General features: G+C 61.6%; 17 protein-coding genes. 9 read left to right on the top strand and 8 right to left on the bottom strand.

What is annotated here, in order from left to right; all coding sequences use genetic code 11:
* Positions 1-81: 81 nt before the first annotated feature.
* The 6 genes from KHO31_RS27575 (at position 82) to KHO31_RS27550 (ending at position 7,186) form a co-directional block, all read left to right on the top strand.
* On the top strand, positions 82-1,083 hold the full coding sequence (locus KHO31_RS27575) for a sulfonate ABC transporter substrate-binding protein (RefSeq protein WP_201078660.1): 1,002 nt from the start codon (positions 82-84) through the stop codon (positions 1,081-1,083).
* Between the two features lie 407 nt (positions 1,084-1,490).
* Complete coding sequence (locus tag KHO31_RS27570) at positions 1,491-2,390, top strand: mechanosensitive ion channel family protein (RefSeq protein ID WP_201122892.1); 900 nt, start codon at positions 1,491-1,493, stop codon at positions 2,388-2,390.
* A gap of 261 nt (positions 2,391-2,651) precedes the next feature.
* On the top strand, positions 2,652-4,265 hold the full coding sequence (locus KHO31_RS27565) for a flavin-containing monooxygenase (RefSeq protein ID WP_211624574.1): 1,614 nt from the start codon (positions 2,652-2,654) through the stop codon (positions 4,263-4,265).
* 65 nt (positions 4,266-4,330) lie between these two features.
* Positions 4,331-5,239 carry an SDR family NAD(P)-dependent oxidoreductase gene (locus KHO31_RS27560; RefSeq protein WP_211620623.1) on the top strand — a complete coding sequence of 303 codons (909 nt, stop codon included), beginning with the start codon at positions 4,331-4,333 and terminating at the stop codon, positions 5,237-5,239.
* 94 nt (positions 5,240-5,333) lie between these two features.
* On the top strand, positions 5,334-6,215 hold the full coding sequence (locus tag KHO31_RS27555; protein ID WP_201078665.1) for a metal-dependent hydrolase: 882 nt from the start codon (positions 5,334-5,336) through the stop codon (positions 6,213-6,215).
* A complete protein-coding gene (locus KHO31_RS27550) occupies positions 6,212-7,186 on the top strand; it encodes an alpha/beta fold hydrolase (protein WP_201078667.1) in 975 nt (324 codons plus the stop codon). Before KHO31_RS27555 ends, KHO31_RS27550 begins: the two co-directional genes overlap by 4 nt.
* Here the strand turns inward: KHO31_RS27550 and KHO31_RS27545 are convergent.
* Positions 7,161-7,715, bottom strand: a complete 555-nt coding sequence (locus KHO31_RS27545) for a putative glycolipid-binding domain-containing protein (protein WP_201078669.1) — start codon at positions 7,713-7,715, stop codon at positions 7,161-7,163. The genes KHO31_RS27550 and KHO31_RS27545 overlap by 26 nt on opposite strands.
* Before the next feature lie 271 nt (positions 7,716-7,986).
* Here KHO31_RS27545 and KHO31_RS27540 point away from each other — a divergent pair, with 271 nt between their 5' ends.
* From KHO31_RS27540 to KHO31_RS27530, 3 genes are all read left to right on the top strand, one after another.
* On the top strand, positions 7,987-8,931 hold the full coding sequence (locus tag KHO31_RS27540) for an urea transporter (protein WP_201078685.1): 945 nt from the start codon (positions 7,987-7,989) through the stop codon (positions 8,929-8,931).
* Between the two features lie 154 nt (positions 8,932-9,085).
* Positions 9,086-9,862, top strand: coding sequence for a class II aldolase/adducin family protein (locus KHO31_RS27535; protein WP_201086006.1), 777 nt, complete (start codon positions 9,086-9,088; stop codon positions 9,860-9,862).
* Entirely contained in the window at positions 9,858-10,091 is a 234-nt protein-coding gene (locus KHO31_RS27530; protein ID WP_268962013.1) for a 4-oxalocrotonate tautomerase, read from the top strand. Before KHO31_RS27535 ends, KHO31_RS27530 begins: the two co-directional genes overlap by 5 nt.
* Before the next feature lie 222 nt (positions 10,092-10,313).
* Here KHO31_RS27530 and KHO31_RS27525 read toward each other — a convergent pair whose 3' ends face one another.
* The 7 genes from KHO31_RS27525 to garD form a co-directional block, all read right to left on the bottom strand.
* Entirely contained in the window at positions 10,314-11,513 is a 1,200-nt protein-coding gene (locus KHO31_RS27525) for a porin (RefSeq protein ID WP_211624572.1), read from the bottom strand.
* 72 nt (positions 11,514-11,585) lie between these two features.
* Positions 11,586-12,938, bottom strand: coding sequence for a TRAP transporter large permease (locus KHO31_RS27520; RefSeq protein WP_201082170.1), 1,353 nt, complete (start codon positions 12,936-12,938; stop codon positions 11,586-11,588).
* A 7-nt stretch (positions 12,939-12,945) separates the two neighbouring features.
* Positions 12,946-13,425, bottom strand: coding sequence for a TRAP transporter small permease (locus KHO31_RS27515; protein WP_201082172.1), 480 nt, complete (start codon positions 13,423-13,425; stop codon positions 12,946-12,948).
* A 139-nt stretch (positions 13,426-13,564) separates the two neighbouring features.
* Positions 13,565-14,557: a TRAP transporter substrate-binding protein gene (locus tag KHO31_RS27510; RefSeq protein WP_201082174.1), complete on the bottom strand. Its 993-nt coding sequence runs from the start codon at positions 14,555-14,557 to the stop codon at positions 13,565-13,567.
* A gap of 617 nt (positions 14,558-15,174) precedes the next feature.
* A complete protein-coding gene (locus KHO31_RS27505) occupies positions 15,175-16,104 on the bottom strand; it encodes an SMP-30/gluconolactonase/LRE family protein (protein WP_211624570.1) in 930 nt (309 codons plus the stop codon).
* Entirely contained in the window at positions 16,101-16,943 is an 843-nt protein-coding gene (locus KHO31_RS27500; protein WP_211624568.1) for an NAD-dependent epimerase/dehydratase family protein, read from the bottom strand. Before KHO31_RS27500 ends, KHO31_RS27505 begins: the two co-directional genes overlap by 4 nt.
* A 34-nt stretch (positions 16,944-16,977) precedes the next feature.
* Positions 16,978-18,567 (bottom strand): galactarate dehydratase, encoded by a 1,590-nt coding sequence (gene garD, locus KHO31_RS27495; protein WP_201082180.1) that lies wholly within the window; start codon positions 18,565-18,567, stop codon positions 16,978-16,980.
* Between the last annotated feature and the right edge of the window lie 146 nt (positions 18,568-18,713).

Genomic DNA, 18,713 nt, shown 5'->3' with positions numbered 1-18,713 from the left:
AAATCTGCATTGCTTCGTTTGATCGGCGGAACGTCCATGCGACGATCTTCGAATCAATCGAACGCAATGGAGATTTGCCAAATGACCCGTCATACCCGTATTTCGCTTCACGTCACCGCCGCATTGCTGGCGGTATTCGCGACATTGAGCGCAACCGCGCAAAGCAGCGGCGCCGGCGCCGTGCCGGAGCCCGCCAAAGTACTGCGCATCGGCTATCAGAAATCGGGCTTGCTCGCGATCCTCAAAGCGCAAGGCTCGCTCGACGACAAGCTCAAGCCGCTCGGCTACAGCATCAAGTGGTTCGAGTTTCCAGCCGGACCGCAATTGCTCGAAGCGCTGAACGCGAACAGCATCGACTTCGGCTACACCGGAGCACCGCCGCCGGTGTTCGCGCAAGCCGGTGGCGTGGGCTTCGTGTACGTGGGTGCGGAGCCGTCCGGGCGTCATGCCGAAGCCATTCTCGTCAGAAGCGATTCCGCGCTGCACAGCGTGGCCGAATTGAAGGGCAAACGCGTCGCGCTGCAGAAGGGTTCGAGCGCGAACTATCTGCTGCTCGAAGCGTTGAAAAAAGCCGGTCTGCGCTATGAAGACATTCGCCCGGTGTATCTGCCGCCCGCGGATGCGCGCGCCGCCTTCGAAAGCGGCACCGTCGATGCATGGGCGATCTGGGACCCCTACTACGCGTCCGCACAGCAGGCGCTCAAGGCGCGCACGCTGGTCGATTACTCGGCGCTCAACGCCCCCTATAACTTCTATGAAGCCACACGCGGCTTCGCCCAGCAGCATCCCGATGCGATCGGCGCGATTCTCGGGCAGTTGCGTACCACCGGCCTGTGGGTGAACGATCATCCGGTGGAGACCGCCGCGCTGATCGCGCCGAAGGTCGGTCTGGATCAGAAGCTGGTCGAAACATGGGTGCGCCGCTATCCGTACGGCACTACTGCAGTGACCGACGAGATCGCGCGCTCGCAGCAGGTGGTCGCCGATGCCTTTTATGGCGCCCATCTGATTCCTCAGAAAGTTACTGTGAAGGACAATGTGTGGCAAAACCGTGAGGTGGCAGCCAGTCTCGCGGAAAAATAGACGTTGGCAGGTCGAAAACACAGCACGATCAATTACTTCGCTATCCGTATTAAATGATTCCATGGCGCTGGATCAGCTTGAGAAATACTTCTCAGCTCAACGCCACATTTCTCTAGCCGCCCGGCATTCAATCCGTGACGGGGTCACACCCCCGTCACGTCGCTATAGCGCACCGCCCGCCTCGTCCGGAACTCAATCTGTAAAAAAGGTTGTACAGGTAGAACTTTCCGTTTGCAAAGCGGTCCCTTCTGCGCACGCTTTACTCGCGTCATTTTCCGGATACCTCTTCGTCACTGCGTTGCGCTCACGCTGCACGCGCGTTGCGCGGACGCAGCGGCATCCATGCTTTTTACAAACCACGCGGCGAACAACACGCCGCCGCTTAAAAAATCAGGACCGTCAAGCCCATGCAGAATCTACTCGCTGAGATCCACCCTGACCGGTGGACCTTCCTTTGGGACGCACTCACCACGATCTCGATGCACCTGTGCGCGGCCGCATTGATCTTGGTGGTGGGCTGGTGGGTCGCCCGCCGCGTCGCACGCTCGCTCAACCGGCTGCTCGCGAGCCAGTCGCGCATGGACGCCACGCTGCGTCCGGTCATCAGCGACACCTGCCTGTGGAGCATTCGCGTCGTCTCGATCATCGGCGCGCTGTCGCAACTGGGGATCCAGACGGCGAGCATCGTAGCGGTGCTCGGCGCGGCCGGCCTCGCGATCGGTCTCGCGCTGCAGGGCACGATGCAAAATATCGCAGCCGGCATCATGCTTTTGCTGCTGCGGCCGTTCAAGGTGGGCGATTACATTGATGCCGGCACGGGTACCGTCTCGGGCACCGTCGAAGAAATCAGCCTGTTCACCACGCGTCTCACGAAATCCGACGGCATTTGCGAATACGTGCCGAATAGCGCGCTGTGGAGCAATTCAATCCGCAATTACAACCGCAATCCGACCCGCCGCCTCGATCTGGAAGTGGAAATCTCGGTGCGTGACGACGTCGACCACGCGCTGGCCGCACTGCGCAAGCTCGCCGTAGCCGACCCGCGCGCACTGCAGAATCCCGCGCCGCAGGTGATGGTGGCCCGTTTCGACGACAGCACGGTGGTCCTGAACATCCGCCTATGGGCCAACATCGACACGTTCTGGGACATGCGCTGGGACCTCGCTCGCCAGGTCCGTCAAACGCTCAACAACGCGCAATGCGGCTTGCCGGTTCGCACACGTGAACTGCATATCGTGCAAAACAACGACGCCGGCGAGTCCGCAGCGGCTAGCGTCACTGCCGCGCCGAGGGCTTCGGTGCAATAACGCGTTAAAGCGGTAAGCCGGGCGCGGTTCCGAAGCGAATCCGCCCGGCACTTTTCACATAGCGGAACGACAGACATTTCCGTATCAGTCTCAAAGGCCTACCCGGCCAGCGCCATGGGCCGCTTGGGCCTTGCGCCACAACCTTCTTCGCCCCCCATAGAGCTTCCCGTCTAACCCGCTGCTTGCGTCATCCGTTGACAGCCTCTATTGTTACATCAACCAATGTAACAGTTAAGAGCGAACACAAAGGAGACGGACCGGATGAACGCACGCATGATGCCCCTCGACGACGCGGTGCCCAACGCATCCGCGCCCGTCGATACCGATATCGCCATCATCGGCTCCGGCTTTGCGGGGCTCGGCATGGCGATCCGCCTGCGGCAAGCCGGCATGACCGATTTCATCGTCGCCGAAAAAGCCGGGTCGGTTGGCGGCACCTGGCGCGACAACCACTACCCCGGGTGTGCCTGCGACGTGCAATCGCACGTCTATTCGTTCTCCTTCGCCCCGAATCCGCGCTGGACCCGCATGTTCGCGCGCCAGCCGGAAATTCGCGCGTATCTGGAAGAATGCACGCAGCGCTTCGGCATCCAGCGTCATCTGCGCTTCGGCCATGAACTCGCCTCGGCGATCTACGACGAAACCCGCCACCGCTGGCAACTGACGTTCGCAAACGGCCAGCAATGGTCGGCACGCGTGCTGATCTCGGGCATGGGCGGACTGTCGCGCGCGGCCATACCGAACATTCCCGGCATCGAAACATTCAAGGGTAAAGCGTTTCACTCGCAGCACTGGGACCACACGTATCCGCTCGAAGGCAAACGCGTCGCAGTGATCGGCACCGGTGCGAGCGCGATCCAGTTCGTGCCGCAGATTGCGGCGCGGGTCTCGCATCTGAACCTGTTCCAGCGCACGCCCCCGTGGATCATGCCGAAGGCCGACCGCGCGGTGAAGCCGTTCGAACAGTGGTTATTCAAGCATCTGCCGTTCACGCAGAAGATCATGCGCTCGGCGCTCTACTGCATGCTCGAATCGCGCGCCTTCGGCTTTGCGATTCATCCTTCGCTCATGAAGACCGCGCAGAAAGTCGCGGAACGGCATCTGCGCCGCCAGGTGCCCGATCCGCAATTGCGCGCCACGCTTACGCCGAACTACACGATGGGCTGCAAGCGCATCCTGATCTCGAACGACTACTTCCCGGCGCTGTCACGCCAGAACGTATCGGTGACGACCACCGGTATCGCGCGGGTCGAAGAAGACGCGGTGATCACGACCGACGGCGCACGTCATCCGGTCGATTGCCTGATCTTCGGCACCGGCTTTCAGGTGGCCGATCCGTTTCCGGCGGGCGTGGTGCGTGGCCGTGGCGGCGTCGATATCGTCGATACATGGCGCGACGGCGCGCACGCGTATCTCGGTACGACACTGCCTGGTTATCCGAACTTCTTCATGATCGTCGGCCCGAATACCGGTCTCGGCCACAATTCGATGGTGTTCATGATCGAGTCGCAGGTCGAATACGTCCTGCGCGCGCTGAAGACGATGAACACAGAGCGCGCCGACGCGATCGAAGTGCGTCCGCATGTCGAGCGTGCCTACAACGAACAGATCCAGCGGAAACTCGGCCGGGCAATCTGGTCGACGGGCGGCTGCAAGAGCTGGTATCTCGATCCGAAGACCGGCAAGAACACCACCCTATGGCCAGGATTCGCCTACAAATTCCGCCAGGCCACGAGCACCTTCAGCATGGACGATTACCTCGCGTATTCGCCTGCGGCGCAGCCGCTGAGCGGGCATGGCGGTTCGCAGCAGCCTGTACATGTGCATGGCAATGCGGCCACGACGGCGGCCACGACATCCGCTGAAGCGACCTGAAAAAGCACCACTGAAGAAAAAACATAACGACACGGCACCGTTCAGAGAGGACAGGAGATAAGCCAATGAAGAACTTCACCGACAGAGTGGCCGCAATCACCGGCGCAGGCTCGGGCATGGGCCGTTCGCTCGCGATCCGGCTGGCGCGCGAAGGCTGCCATCTCGCGCTCGCCGACCGCAACGCCACGAGCCTCGCCGAAACCGCGCAACTCGCGCAGGCCGCTGCGCCGCATATCGTCGGCTCGCCGCTGCGCATCACCACGCGTGTGCTCGACGTGTCGGACCGAGCCGCGATGGTCGACTGGGCCGCCGAAACGGCCGCACAGCATCAGCGCGTGAACCTCGTATTCAACAATGCGGGCGTGGCGCTGTCGAGCACCATCGAAGGAATGGAATACGCCGATCTGGAATGGATCGTCGGGATCAATTTCTGGGGCGTGGTGCACGGTACGAAGGCATTTCTGCCATATATCAAGGCGTCTGGTGCGGGACACATCGTCAATACGTCGAGCGTATTCGGCCTGTTCTCGCAACCCGGCATGAGCGGCTACAACGCGACCAAATTCGCCGTGCGCGGCTTTACCGAAGCGTTGCGCCAGGAGCTCGATCTGATGAAGTGCGGCGTGTCGGCGACTTGCGTGCACCCCGGCGGTATTCGCACGAGCATCGCGCAGTCGAGCCGGATCTCGTCGAACATGGTCGGCTTCATGCTGGCAAACGAACAGCAAGGCAAGGACGACTTCGAGAAGTTTTTCATCACCACCGCCGACGAAGCCGCCCGCGTGATTCTCGACGGCGTGCGCAAGAACAAGCGGCGCGTGTTGATCGGCCGCGATGCGCGCGCCGCCGACTGGCTGGCGCGTACGTTGCCGGCGGCCTATCAGGCGCTGGTCGTGATGCAGACGCGCCGCATGAAGCGCATTGCGGAAAAGCGCGCGCGCCGCGCCGCGCAAGTGGACGCCCGGCGCGCATGATGCGACGCCCGTCATCTAACGGCATACAGCGCGCAATGCAAAAGACCCGATCAGCACAATCAGCATCGCATCAAGGATCACAAGGAGAAAGGCCATGATGCCGGTTCGCCGCGACCTGCGCTTCAACTTACCGCCCGAACGCGCCTCCGATTGGCACGTGCAGGGCTCGCATGTGACACACTTCTTCAATGCGCTTTCGCTGCTATTCCCGGCCGGCGAGCGTTTCTTCATGGACAGCGTGCGCAACTACCGCGACCAGATCGACGACCCCGTGCTGAAGAAGCAGGTGCTCGGCTTCATCGGCCAGGAAGCGATGCATACGCGCGAGCACATCGAATACAACGATCTGTTGCAGGAAGCCGGCTTGCCCGCGCATAAGCTCGACAAGCGGCTGTGGGCGATTCTCAACTTCGGCCGCAGAACCCTGCCGCATTCGTATCAACTCGCGGTGACGGTCTGTCTGGAACATTACACGGCGATGCTGGCGGGCTTGCTGCTGGAGGACGCATCGCGCATTGGCGGTTCGGTCGAAGGCTATACGCAGATGTGGACGTGGCATGCGCTAGAGGAAACCGAACACAAATCGGTTTCGTACGACGTGTGGAACACCGTGCTGAAGCCCGGACTCGGACGCTACCTGCTGCGCACCGGCACGATGCTCGCCACCACGCTGACCTTCTGGCTGATCGTATTCGACTTCCACGTGCGTCTGCTAATCGCCGATCGAAAACGCGGCGGCCATATCCGCGGCATGTGGCGCGTCGTGAAGTATCTGTACGGCCCGCGTCACGGCGTGTTTCCGCGTATTGCCGGTGAATGGCTGAGCTTCTTCCGGCCCGGCTTCCATCCGTGGGACCACGACAATCGCGCGCAACTGTCGCGCATCGACGGTCTCATCGCCGCGGTCGACGCTACCAACGCGGCCACGCCGAGCGCACGCAAAGCCGCGCGACGCGGCGTGCAGGCTGCCGCGTGATACGCGACACGCTGTCGGTCGAGGCCGGCGACGTGCGGCTCGCGGTCTACGTGAGCGGTCCGCACGATGCGCCACCGGTCGTGCTGGTGCACGGTTATCCGGATTCGGCGGCGGTGTGGGAACCGGTACGCGCACAACTCGACGCGCGCTACCGTGTGATCAGCTATGACGTGCGCGGCGCGGGGGCGTCAGACGCGCCGGCGTCGCGCGCGGCTTACCGGCTCGAACGGCTGGCCGCCGATCTCGCGGCCGTCGCCGATGCAACGTGCGGCGCTCGACCGTTTCATCTGGTCGGCCACGACTGGGGGTCGATTCAAAGCTGGGAAGCGGTCACCGACCCGGCCTTCAGAGGCCGCATTGCGTCGTACACGTCGATCTCCGGGCCGTGTCTCGATCACGCGTCGTTCGGCTTACGCGGCGCTGGCGCAGGCGCTGATCGTGCGGAACAGCCCAAAGCACGTCATGCCGCAAAGCGCCCGCCCGGTAGCCATCTTCGGCAAACGCTCAAATCCTGGTACATCTTCTTCTTTCACCTGCCGTTGCTGCCGGAACTGGTGTGGCGCGCGGGCGGCGCACGCATGTGGCCGTTCTGGCTGCGTCTGACCGAACGGGTACGCGCCGAGCGCGATTCTGCGCAAACGCGCAACGCGATCAACGGCTTGAATCTCTACCGCGCCAATTTCATCGACAGGTTGCGGCACCCGCGCGCGCGCCATGCGCATGCGCCGGTGCAGTTCATCGTGCCACTGCGCGATCGCTACGTCGGGCCCGAGCTCTCCATTGGACTCGAAGGCTGGCTCGGCACGTACACTCGCACTGAAATCGATGCTGGCCATTGGGTCGTATTGCGCGAACCCGAGCGTATCGCCGCGGGCATCGAACGCTTTGTCGAGCAGCACCGGACGCAGCATCCGGTAGATAGCGGAGGCACCGGCACATCGACGATCAACGCCCGCGCGGCAGGCGTGTGAACAGCGTCGGATAGTCGATCACAAGGCCGTCTTCGTCCACCGTCAGGTCCGCGGTGAAATTGCGGAAGATGCCCTCGTAGCGATACACACGATTCAGCTCGATGCACGAATAGGCCTGCTCGGCACGCGTGACCTGCAAGTCCGGTGTCGAAATATAGGCCACGGAAATTGGCTGACGCTCACCTTCGGCCAGTTGCAGGCGGCGGATCGGCAACGTGTTCGTGTAGGGCGTGGCGGCGATATCGATATCGATGCACCCTTCGATCGCGCTCAGCACGAGGCCATGACCATCGTGCCAATGGCCGGCGCCGTCGCCGTGCAATTCCAGCTCGCGGCCGCCGACGATCTTCAGCCACGCATAGGTGGTGCGCCATTGCGCGTCGCAGCGCACCTTATAGTGCAGGCCATACTCCTTGCCGTAGCGCTGCCCGACCAGGGCGCTCTCCACCGCAAAACCATCCGCGCGCGCCTCGAACGCCAGATGTTCGAAGCCGTCGCCCTCTTCCGATGCCCATCGTAATTCACGCATCTGCCTGTCTCCTTGTGGAACGGCACGGCACGCGCGCCGGATTCCTATCGTAGCGCGAAAGCTTTCGGTTCGCCGACAGCTCGCTTTTCGGCTTTTCGGCTCACGTCACCATGGTGACGCATGTGTCGCAAATAGCCACTATCAACGCCCGGCGATGCCCGGCGCGGCGTTGGTAGCCTATGCTCCGGGTTTACTCTCAATTCGACCCGCTGCGTGCGCCGGCCTTGCATGCGGCAAAGTCATGCCGCATCGAAATTTCCGCCCTTCAATCATGCACGCCGCCGCAACCGAAGCACAATCCGCCGCCCTGCGCACCTTGTTACGCAGTTTCGGCCAGATCGTCCTGCAACCGAATGCTTTCACTGGTGCATCCCTGCTCGCTGCATGGCTCCTGTGCGATCCACGCCTCGCCTGCGCGGCGCTGATGGGCGCTGTCGCGGCCAACGTAAGCGCGCTGTTGGCCGGCTATCAGAGCGACGACACGCGCGCCGGCCTGCATGGCTTTAACGGCGCGCTGGCCGGTCTCGCCGCATTCAGCTTCATCGCCGACAATGCAACGGCCGCCGCCGTGGCGATTCTGGCCGCGACGGCGACGGCGTGGCTGCTGGAGCCGTGGTCGCGCTGGCTACGTGCGCGCGGACTCGGCGTCTTCTCGAGCCCATGTCTGATTATCACGTGGCTTTGGCTGCCGCTGGTGACGCGCGTCGCTCAGACAGCCAGCCTCACCACTGAGCCCACGCTCGGCGCGGCGCAATTGAGCCGCGGCTGGCTCGCCGGGTTCGCGCAAACCGGCTTTGCGTCCGGCGCGTTGCCGGGGTTGCTCGTATTGATCGGAATCGCCGCAGCGTCACGGCGGCACGCGCTGTGGGCATTGGTCGGCGCAGGCCTCGCGAGCGCCATGCACCTGTTGCTCGGTGCAAGTGCAAGCTCGTTCGACGCGGGCCTGTTAGGATTCAACGGCACGCTGACCGCAATCGCACTAGCCGATTGCGGCATCGCGGTGACGCTCGGCGGCGTTGTGCTTTCAGTCGTGTTGCAAGCGGCCGCCGCTTATTATGCGTTGCCGGCTATGACTGCGCCTTTCGTACTCGCGACGTGGAGCATGCAGTGGCTCACTAGCCGCTTTACGCACGGTGCGGCAGTGGCCGAACCGGCGAAGCGCGCCGCAGCCGGACGGCGTGTCACGTCGCCGGCATCGGTCAGGCGCGCGGGTTAGGCGGCTAGTTCAAACGCAGGTTTAAGCGCAGGTTTGGGCTGTAGTTTTGCGGCCACGAGCTTAAGCCGCAGGTTTGCGTGCAGATTCAGGCCGCAGGTTTATCCCCAGACTCAGCCCGCAGTCACAGCCCACGAGGCATTCTCAGGAGACAGACATGTCGTTCACCCACACGCCCGCCGGCCGTGTCGCCGAAACGGAACCGATGTCCGAAGCCGAACGGCAGACCCGCGTCGACCTGGCCGCAGCGTATCGCCTCGCAGCGCTCAATGGCTGGGACGACCTGGTCTACACGCATATCTCAGCCAGCGTCCCCGGCGAACCCGGCCACTTCCTGATCAATCCCTTCGGCCTCGCGTTCGACGAAGTATGCGCGTCGAACCTGGTGAAGATCGATATCGAAGGCAACATCGTCGGCACGAGCGAGCATCCTGTCAACGCCACCGGCTTCGCGTTGCACGCCGCCGTGCACGCGGCACGCGCCGACGCTTTTTGCGTGATGCACTTGCACAATACGGCGGGCGTGGCGGTTTCCGCTCAACCGGCCGGTTTGCTGCCGGCCTCGCAACACGCGCTGCGTTTTTACGGCCACCTCGCGTATCACGATTACGAAGGCCTCGCCTTCACGCCGGCCGAGGGCGAACGCCTCGTCGCACATCTCGCCGACAAACCGGCCATGCTGTTGCGCAATCACGGCACACTGACCGCCGGCCGCACCGTCGCCGAAGCCTACGTATTGATGGCGACGCTGATCAAGGCCTGCGAAATCCAGTTGCAGGCACAAGCATGCGGCAGCGCGCTCGTCGTGCCGGGCGATGCCGTAGCCGCACGCACAGCCGACCAACTGGTCGACGGCGGCGCGATCGAAGGCGCGCTGGAATGGCCCGCGTTGCTACGCAAGCTCGACCGGCTCGATCGCACTTACCGCGATTAAATTCACTTCTCAACGTTATTCATCACGGAGTCGCACAATGCCCACGTTTCATATTGAACTCTTCGAAGGCCGCTCGCTGGAACAGAAACGCGAGTTCGTCGAAGCCATCACCAAAGCGACCTGCGAATCGCTCGGCGTCGAGCCGAACTCGGTGGATATCATCCTCACCGACGTCAAACGCGAAAACTGGGCCACGGGTGGGCGTTTGTGGTCCGAACCGAACGCGTGAGCGTCGCGAGGCGTTCGGGAGTGACCCGGGACTCATATCCTGGGTGCTGAAAACGCCGTCACTGGGTCCACCCTCAGTCGGGCCAGCACGCGCGATGCTCGAAGGCCGGGCGCCGCCGAAAACGCTGCGCGCGTTGCGCGCGCAGCGGGTACTTCTGAGCGACGCGTATCTGACTCGCGTCGCCGTGGCGGCGTCGACAGACGCCGCCATTTCACGACACGATTAGAACCGCGTGATGATGCCCACACCCACAGCAACCTGGCTGCGTGACGAGGACGGTGCGCTGTTCTGACCGTCACCGATATCGGCCGTTGCGTTGATGATGCTCTTGCCGTTCGTCCCGAGCGTCTGGCCACCCGCACGCTGATAGGCTTCCAGCGCGTACAGGCCGGTACGCTTGGAAAGACTGTAGTACTGCGAGAGGTTGAATTGCTGATAGCTGGCCGCGCTCGAAATGCCATTCGACTCTGTTGCGCGGGTATAGCTATAGCCGGCCGCCAGGTCCAGCGCCGACAGCGGCTTGAAGTGCAGCACTGCGCCAGCCGTGTTGAAGATCGCCTCGCCGTGGAAGAACGAGTTGATACCCGGGATGTATTGCACGTTCGAATATGAGAACGAGACGTCCCATTGCGAGCTGAACGCATAACCACCCGTCACTGCGACCCGCTGTTGCGCCTGCGCCGTCTGGTAGCCGTTATTGATGCCCGACACACCCGCCTGTGCGCCGTTATTCGACGTCGTGGAGTTCGGATCCCACGCACCGCCGCCCGGCGCCGCGTTATTGATGCGCTGGTAGCCTGCGGCGATCCCGAACGGACCGTGCAGATACTGGATCGCCCCGCTAATCGTCGAACCGGCATTGGTGCTGCCCGCCACGCCGCCCACCGAATACGAACCGCTCACCGTCAGGCCGTACATGTTCGGCGACGTGTACACCAGCGAGTTATTCGCGCGGTACAGCGTATCCAGCGAATCGATATCGCCCGGGTGTGCGCCGTACGCGCCGGTCAGCCACGTGGTCGGGCTATAGGGCGACAGCAGCGAGTAGTACGACGTGTACTGGCGGCCAGCGGTGAACGAACCGTAAGTGGCATTGGCCAAGCCGACATAGGCCTGGCGGTTGAACGCCAGACCGGAGACGGATTGCGCGCCGGTTGCACTGTTAAAGCCTTCTTCCAACTGGAAGATCGCCTTCGTGCCGCCACCCAGATCCTCAGCACCCTTCAGGCCGAAACGGCTGCCCGCCCAGATGCCGTTGATCATCTTGACGACCGAGCGGCCGCCAGTCGTTGAACCGAGCGACGTCTGGCTGCTTTGATAGCCGATCCCCGTATCGACGATACCGTACAACGTCACGCTGGTTTGAGCGTGCGCGCCGAGGGCGACCAACCCAACGGCCGAGGCTGCTAGTGCCTTTTTCATTGCTGCTCCTTTGTAAAAAATTATTCTTTGTCTCTGGCAGTGCCTTACCGGCGCCGACGCTTAATCAAGCATTCAAAACACCGGATGGCCATTGATCAGGCTTGGCAACCACGTCGAAAACATCGGTACGTAGGTCACAATATTGATCGCGCTGAAGATAGCCAGGTAATACGGCCACGCCACCTTGGTGGTTTCACCTATCGACACATTGCCGATCGCACAACCGATGAACTGCACCGAACCGATCGGCGGATGCACGAGACCCAATGCACAGTTCAGCAAAATCATGATCCCGAACTGCACCGGGCCGACGCCGGCGTGCATCGCCATCGGCAGGAACAACGGCGTGGTGATCAGGATGTGTGCGGCCATGTCGACAAACGTGCCGAGGAAGATCTGGATGACGTTGATGTAAAGCAGCATCAACCACGGCAGGCTCGTTGCACCGTCGAGCATGTGTTCGATGGCGTCGGGAATCTCCAGATAAGCCATCTGGAAACGCAGCATGTTCGACACGCCGATCAGCAGCAGCACTACGCCGGTGGTTTTAGCCGCCTTGGACAACGCATGAAAGAGCTTCTTCATCGTCATCGTGCGATAGATGACGATGGTCAACACCAATGAATACGCCACGGCAATGGCCGCTGCCTCCGTCGCAGTGGCAATGCCTTTGGCCACACAGACCAGAATGATCGCGATCACCATCAGGCCGGGCAACGCACCGAGGAACGTGCGGGCCACCGCGAACCAGCCGGGAAAGCGCTGCAATTCGGTCGAGCCGTCAGGGCGGCGCGGATAGCCGAACTTGACTGCCTGCCAGTACGCGGCGATGAGCACGAAACCCATCACCCACAGAACCGGCAAGAGACCAGAAAACAACAGATCGCCGATCGACACACCGCTCATCTGGTGTCCGTTCAACGTCCCGGTGATGCCCTGTGCAGCGAACGCATAAATGATCATGTTCGTCGACGTAGGCATCAGCGCGCCCGCCAGCGACGAATGGGTCGTCACATTGACCGCATAGGCCGCGCTGTAGCCTTCGCGCTTCATCAGCGGAATGACGACGCCGCCCATGGCGGAAGTGTCTGCCGTCGGCGAACCGGACACGCCGCCGAACAAGGTGCACGCGACCACGTTAGCCATGCCGAGTCCACCGCGGAAATGGCCCACCGTGGCCTGCGCGAAACGCAGGATGCGGTCGGCGATACCACCGTGCAGCATCAACTCGCCGGAGAAAATGAAGAACGGGACCGCGAGGAATGAAAACGCGTTCATGCCCGAAATCATCGACTGCATGGCGGTGGCCGCCGGCAAGCCTTCATACAGATAGGTCAGGACGCACGAAAGCCCCAGCGCGAACGAAACAGGAACCCCGAATACGAGGAAAACGAGGAAGCTAACTGAGAGGATGGCAAGTTCCATGATTCTTCTATTTGTGTTTCTGTGCGAAAAGCCCCAGCAGGTTCTCGAATGAGAACAAAGCGATGCAGGCACTGGCAACGATCGGAATGACGTAACGAAGCGCTTCCGGAAGACCCAGAATCGGGATCTTGTCGTCCATGGTCGTCTCCGCCATCTGCCAGCAGCCGAAGAAAATCGCCACGGCCAACACAATCAGGCAGAGATGCTGGAACGCGTGCGCGACCGTTTGGCCTTTCGGCGGCAATTTCTTGACGAGCGAATCAAGCCCGATATGGCCGCCCTCACGAACCTTGAGCGCGGCGCCGAACATGGCGATCACAATCACCAGCAAGAGGGCAATGGGCTCGACGAAATCCGGTGCATCGCTGAAGACATAGCGCATCACAACGCTGTAAATCACCAACAGGCACAGCGCGGCAAGGCTCACCGACGCCACGACAACCAGCACACGGAAGAGAAAATCATTTGGGCGCTTCATGAATCTCATTGACCCCATCCTTGCATACAGCGGACTTATTTTTAATCTTCAGGAATCCTGCTAACTGTCGCCAATCCAGGAGACCGCGCGGCGGGAAAAACCTCCAGCGCTCGCTGCAAGGTCTTTCGCCACCGCGTTACTTCCGAACTTATTTGACTGCCTGGATTTCGTCGACGATCTGCTTCATCTGCGGCGTCTTCTCGTACTTCGCCCAGACCGGCTGCATCGCCTTCACGAAAGCAGGACGGTCGATCTGCGAAGCAGTGACGATCGTCGCGCCACCCTTGGTGACCGTCTTTGCCGCATCGGCTTCGCGCGCGGTCCACAGCTTCTCGTAGTAAGGCACCGAGTCAGCCGCAGCCTTTTTGATGATGTCCTGCTCTTGCGGCGTCAGCGTGTCCCATACCTTCTTGGAGAACACCAGGACTTCCGGCGTCATCGAATGCTGGGTTTCGGAATAGAACTGCGCGACTTCGAAGTGCTTGGTCTCTTCGTACGACGGCAGATTGTTTTCCGCGCCATCCACCAGGCCCGTCTTCAGGCCCGTATAGACTTCGGCGAACGGCATCGGCGTCGGTGTGCCGCCCATCGCCTTGATTTCATCGACCATCAGATCCGACGGCTGCACGCGCACCTTGAGGCCCTTCATGTCGGCGGGCGAATGGATCGCCTTCTTCGCGTACATCGAGCGCGCGCCGCTCTCGTAGAACGTCAGCGCGATCATGCCCTTCGCCTTGAAGGCGTCGAGAATCTTCTGGCCTTCCGGGCCGTACATCACTTTGCGGAAATGGTCGATGTCGCGAAACAGGAACGGCAGCGACGGGATCATCGATTCAGGCACGATCTCGTTGAACGCAGCGCCGTTGGCGCGCGCCATGTCCAGTGCGCCGATGCGCACCTGATCGATCGTGTCGTTTTCGGAACCCAGCGCGCTGTTGCCGAAGACCTTCACGGAATCCTTGCCACCGGTTGCCTTGCTGATTTCTTCACCCATGTACTTCACGGCCATATTGGTCGGATAGGTGTCGCCATGCACGTCCGACACACGGAACACGCGAGCGTGTGCCGACACGGTGCTGAACGCCAGCACGGAGGCCGCGACAATCATCGAAACACGGGAAGAGGCAAACTTCTTGTTCATCGTGACATTCCTTGAAATTAGATCATCCAATCGATTGCGGGCGGCCGCCTGCGGGGGGCCGCTATCGGATGCGACATGGTTTTGATGCGTCTCCCGGCGCCACGCACGCCGCCCTTCTCGGGTAGCGAACGATTTGCCGTGCTGGCCTGTTTTACTTCCCCGGCACAGATGCTCAGCACTCCTGTCAGACAGCTCGACTTCTTTACTTCAACTGCATCGGCGTGAACCCTGCGCGAGTTGGCCACACGCGCAGCGAACACCGCCCTCTTTGTCCAGCGGCCAAAACCATCTTGAAATGAATTTGTTTGGGCTCATATGTTGTACGACGACATATGAAGTCTATAAAACGTAATCTGAGTTGTACAGCCGGTATTTACCCGCACCAGAACGCGTTGCACGTCAGAGTTGCCGGATTGAAATCAGGCTGCAAACCCAATCCAGAAGGGAAAGCGAGCAAGATCTCCAGCTCGTGGATTTATATTCTTTGTAAAGAGGAAAATGACCCGAGAGTGGCATTTTTGCCACTATGTTGTACGACAAGCGATGAATAAAAGATTGCGACTGTTGGGCGCCGGCGTGCTAATACCCCGGCGCCCCGTCTCGTGCATGTCGCTTGATCAGAGTTCGCCCGCGTATTCAGGCTCGGGCAGCCCGGTCACGCCGGGGCGAACGGCAAAGAGATGGCCGTCGTGTTCGCTCGCGCCAGCCGCGGGACGAATCGACGTCACGAACAGGGTATCCAGATTGCTGCCGCCGAACGCGCACATCGCTGGCTTCACAGCCGGCACGGCAATCTGCCGATCGAGCTTGCCCTCGGACGTAAAGCGCAGCAACAGCCCTGCGTCGTTCGCGCAGATCCAGTAGCAGCCATCGGCATCCACCGCAGCGCCGTCCGGCCGGCCGGCATAGTGATGCAGATCGGCGAATACACGCCGGTTACGCGGCTCTCCCGCTTCGATGTCGTAATCGAACGCCCAGATCTGCCGGCGTAGAGGATGTGAGTCCGACAGATACATCGTGGTCCCGTCGGGCGACCACGCGAGACCATTTTGGGTGATCAACGCGTCGACGGCCGACTCCGACAACGCGCCGCGCTCATCGAAGCGATAGAGCGCGCCAGCGGGAATTGCGGCCGCCATGTCCTGCACCATCGTGCCGGACCAGAAGCGTCCTTGCCGATCGCAACGGCCGTCGTTGAACCGCATATCGTCGAATGCGAAGACCGGCGCAGCGAGCTTTCTGCCTGTCACCTTCATGGGTTCGCCGCGGGGCGCGCCTTCGGTCAGCGTGACCGCGAAGAGCCCCGACTCACAGCCCGCCAGCACCGTGCCGTGACGATCGAAGGCAATGCACGCCACCTTCTCCGGCAATTGCCACTCGGTGCGCTCGGCCGAATCGAGCCGTAGCCGCACGATCTTTTGCGCCGGAATATCCACCCAGTAGAGCGCCTGTTCCGCGGCGCGCCACACCGGACTCTCGCCGACCGATGCGGGCGCCTGCCCTGCCGCCTCAACACGCTCAACGCGCGGGTTCGCCGTGGCGCTCACCGCTTCGGTTCCATCGGACCGGCCAGCACAAACGGCCCGCCCTGGAAATGCTGCGTCGGATCATCGAGCTCGGCGGTGGGCGCCGTGACCGGAAAGAGGTGCTCGAATTCAATCGAACTGTCCTGCGGACGAAAGCCGAGGAACGCCGCCCTGGTGTTATCGACCCACTTGGTCCGGTTATCCGAGACGCCATAAACGATCGCATGTCCGACCCGGTTGGTGAACAGCGAGCAACGCACCAGTTCGATAAAGTCGCGGAAGCTCAGATAGGTGACGAGCATGCGCGGATTCTTCGGCTGCTCGAACGATGAGCCGATCCGCAGGCACACCGTCTCGAGACCGAAACGGTCGAAGTAATAGCGCGACAGCGATTCGCCGAAACACTTCGTCACGCCATACAGGCTGTCGGGACGCAGCGGCGCATCGATATCGACCACCGATGTCGTCGGGTGAAAACCCACGGCATGATTCGAGCTCGCGTACACGATGCGCTTTACGCCCTGCTTCTGCGCGGCCGAATAGAGGTTGTACAAGCCGCGGATATTCGCGTCGAGCAGATCTTCGAACGGCGCCTCGACGGAAATGCCGCCGAGATGTACGACCGTATCCACGCCTTCGAGCAGCGCGTGAACGGCGGCCTCATCCGCGAGGTCCACGATCGATGCTTCTTCATGCGCCGCCACGTCGCCGAGCGGCGCGATATCGGTGACGCGCACCACGTCGGCCCACGCGGCAAGCGCGCCGCGCAACTGCTTGCCGAGGTTGCCGGCAGCGCCCGTGAGCAGAAGACGGCGGAAAGGTTTCTGTGCCGCCGGGCGGTCAAGGTTCGAGTCAGTCATGTCGCAGTCTTTTTCGTGATTACTATCAGTACGATCAGGTCACCGGCGCCGGATTGAACAGCGTCAATGCATTGTGGAGTTTGAGTTTCTCCGCGCAGGTCTGTTTACGTCCGCTTGCGACGTCGAGCATCAGGCGGAACAGCTCCCAACCCACGTCTTCGATCGTCGCTGCGCCGGTTGCAATGGTGCCGGCATTGATATCCATCAGATCATGCCAGCGGCGCGCGAGATCGGAGCGCGTCGCGACCTTGATGACAGGTACTTCCGCGAGGCTGTACGGCGTGCCGCGGCCGGTCGTGAACACATGCAGATTGATGCCCGCCGCCACTTGCAGCGTGCCGCAGATGAAATCACTGGCCGGCGTGGCCGCGTATATCAGGCCTTTCTGCTTAACCTTTTCACCAGGCGACAACACACCGGAGATGGCCGAATTGCCCGACTTGATGATCGAACCCATCGCCTTTTCAACGATGTTCGACAAGCCGCCCTTCTTGTTGCCCGGCGTAGTGTTGGCACTACGGTCCGCGCCGCCGCGCTTCAGATAATCGTCGTACCACTGCATCTCGCGGATGATCGCGGCAGCCACGTCCGCGTTGGCCGCGCGCGCCGTCAGCTGATCGACGCCGTCGCGCACTTCAGTCACTTCGGAGAACATCACCGTCGCACCGGCGCGCACCAGCAAGTCGGTGGCGAAGCCCACGGCGGGATTCGCGGTCAACCCGGAAAATGCATCGCTGCCGCCGCATTGCACACCGATCACCAGATCAGAGGCCGGGCAGGTTTCGCGGCGGCGATTGTTCAGCCGCTTCAGATGGCCGTCGGCCATTCTCATGATCGACTCGATCATCGACTGGAAGCCGACGTGCGCTTCGTCCTGCAGCACCACCACGTCGCCATTCAGATCGGCTTCGACGTCACCAATGTCGGCCACTTCGGCGACATTCGCAGCAGCGGCAATCGGAATCGTGCCCGGCGGCATCAGGCGTTCAGGCTGCAGCTTCTCGCAACCGAGGCTGACCATCATCACTTCGCCGCCGAAATTCGGATTCAGGCTGATATTGCGCACGGTGCGGATCGGTACCATCGCGTCGGGCGCGTCGATCGCGACGCCGCAACCATAGGTGTGCCCGAGGCTCACGACATCATCGACGTTCGGGTAGTGCGGCAGCAGCTCGGCCTTGATACGCGTAACCGCGTGCTGAACCACGTCGGCCACGCATTGCACCGTGGTCGTAATGGCCAGAATGTTGCGCGAGCCCACCGAGCCGTCGGCGTTGCGATAGCCCTCGAATGTGAAGCCTTCCAGCGGCGGCATCTCCGGCGCCTTGATGGTGGCGATCGGCAGATCTTCCAGTCCGGGCGGGCTCGGCATGCGGATCACGTGTTCGTTGATCCAGCTGCCCTTCGGCAAAGCCTTGAGCGCGTAACCGATCACCACGTTATAGCGGATGACCTCGTCGCCTTCCGCGAGATCGGCCAACGCGACCTTGTGTCCTTGCGGAACACGCTCGCGCAGCGCAAGACCGTCGGGAAATACGGCGCCCTCACCCAGACCGCCGTCGTTGACGACGATCGCGACATTGTCATTGGGGTGAACGCGAATGTAGAGCGGGGTTTGTTCCATTGCATCGATCCTTATGGCGGTTTCACGCCTGCTGCAGCGACCATTCATACGTCATCCTACAACATAGAAGATTGCCGGATGTTCCGTATTTACCCTATGACACGCATTATGCCGCGAAAACCCCGTTGAGTTAGACGATTTGTTGT

Source organism: Paraburkholderia domus (assembly GCF_905220705.1).
GTDB lineage: Bacteria > Pseudomonadota > Gammaproteobacteria > Burkholderiales > Burkholderiaceae > Paraburkholderia > Paraburkholderia domus.
Note: the sequence above shows the minus strand (reverse complement) of the source record. Positions and strands in the feature narration are given on the sequence as shown.

What these genes read in the sequence shown, in the direction of transcription:
- KHO31_RS27575 (WP_201078660.1), top strand. Translation starts at nt 82, where the DNA reads ATGACCCGTCATACCCGTATTTCGCTTCACGTCACCGCCGCATTGCTG.
- KHO31_RS27570 (WP_201122892.1), top strand. Translation starts at nt 1,491, where the DNA reads ATGCAGAATCTACTCGCTGAGATCCACCCTGACCGGTGGACCTTCCTT.
- KHO31_RS27565 (WP_211624574.1), top strand. Translation starts at nt 2,652, where the DNA reads ATGAACGCACGCATGATGCCCCTCGACGACGCGGTGCCCAACGCATCC.
- KHO31_RS27560 (WP_211620623.1), top strand. Translation starts at nt 4,331, where the DNA reads ATGAAGAACTTCACCGACAGAGTGGCCGCAATCACCGGCGCAGGCTCG.
- KHO31_RS27555 (WP_201078665.1), top strand. Translation starts at nt 5,334, where the DNA reads ATGATGCCGGTTCGCCGCGACCTGCGCTTCAACTTACCGCCCGAACGC.
- KHO31_RS27545 (WP_201078669.1), bottom strand. Translation starts at nt 7,715, where the DNA reads ATGCGTGAATTACGATGGGCATCGGAAGAGGGCGACGGCTTCGAACAT.
- KHO31_RS27540 (WP_201078685.1), top strand. Translation starts at nt 7,987, where the DNA reads ATGCACGCCGCCGCAACCGAAGCACAATCCGCCGCCCTGCGCACCTTG.
- KHO31_RS27535 (WP_201086006.1), top strand. Translation starts at nt 9,086, where the DNA reads ATGTCGTTCACCCACACGCCCGCCGGCCGTGTCGCCGAAACGGAACCG.
- KHO31_RS27525 (WP_211624572.1), bottom strand. Translation starts at nt 11,513, where the DNA reads ATGAAAAAGGCACTAGCAGCCTCGGCCGTTGGGTTGGTCGCCCTCGGC.
- KHO31_RS27520 (WP_201082170.1), bottom strand. Translation starts at nt 12,938, where the DNA reads ATGGAACTTGCCATCCTCTCAGTTAGCTTCCTCGTTTTCCTCGTATTC.
- KHO31_RS27515 (WP_201082172.1), bottom strand. Translation starts at nt 13,425, where the DNA reads ATGAGATTCATGAAGCGCCCAAATGATTTTCTCTTCCGTGTGCTGGTT.
- KHO31_RS27510 (WP_201082174.1), bottom strand. Translation starts at nt 14,557, where the DNA reads ATGAACAAGAAGTTTGCCTCTTCCCGTGTTTCGATGATTGTCGCGGCC.
- KHO31_RS27500 (WP_211624568.1), bottom strand. Translation starts at nt 16,943, where the DNA reads ATGACTGACTCGAACCTTGACCGCCCGGCGGCACAGAAACCTTTCCGC.
- garD (WP_201082180.1), bottom strand. Translation starts at nt 18,567, where the DNA reads ATGGAACAAACCCCGCTCTACATTCGCGTTCACCCCAATGACAATGTC.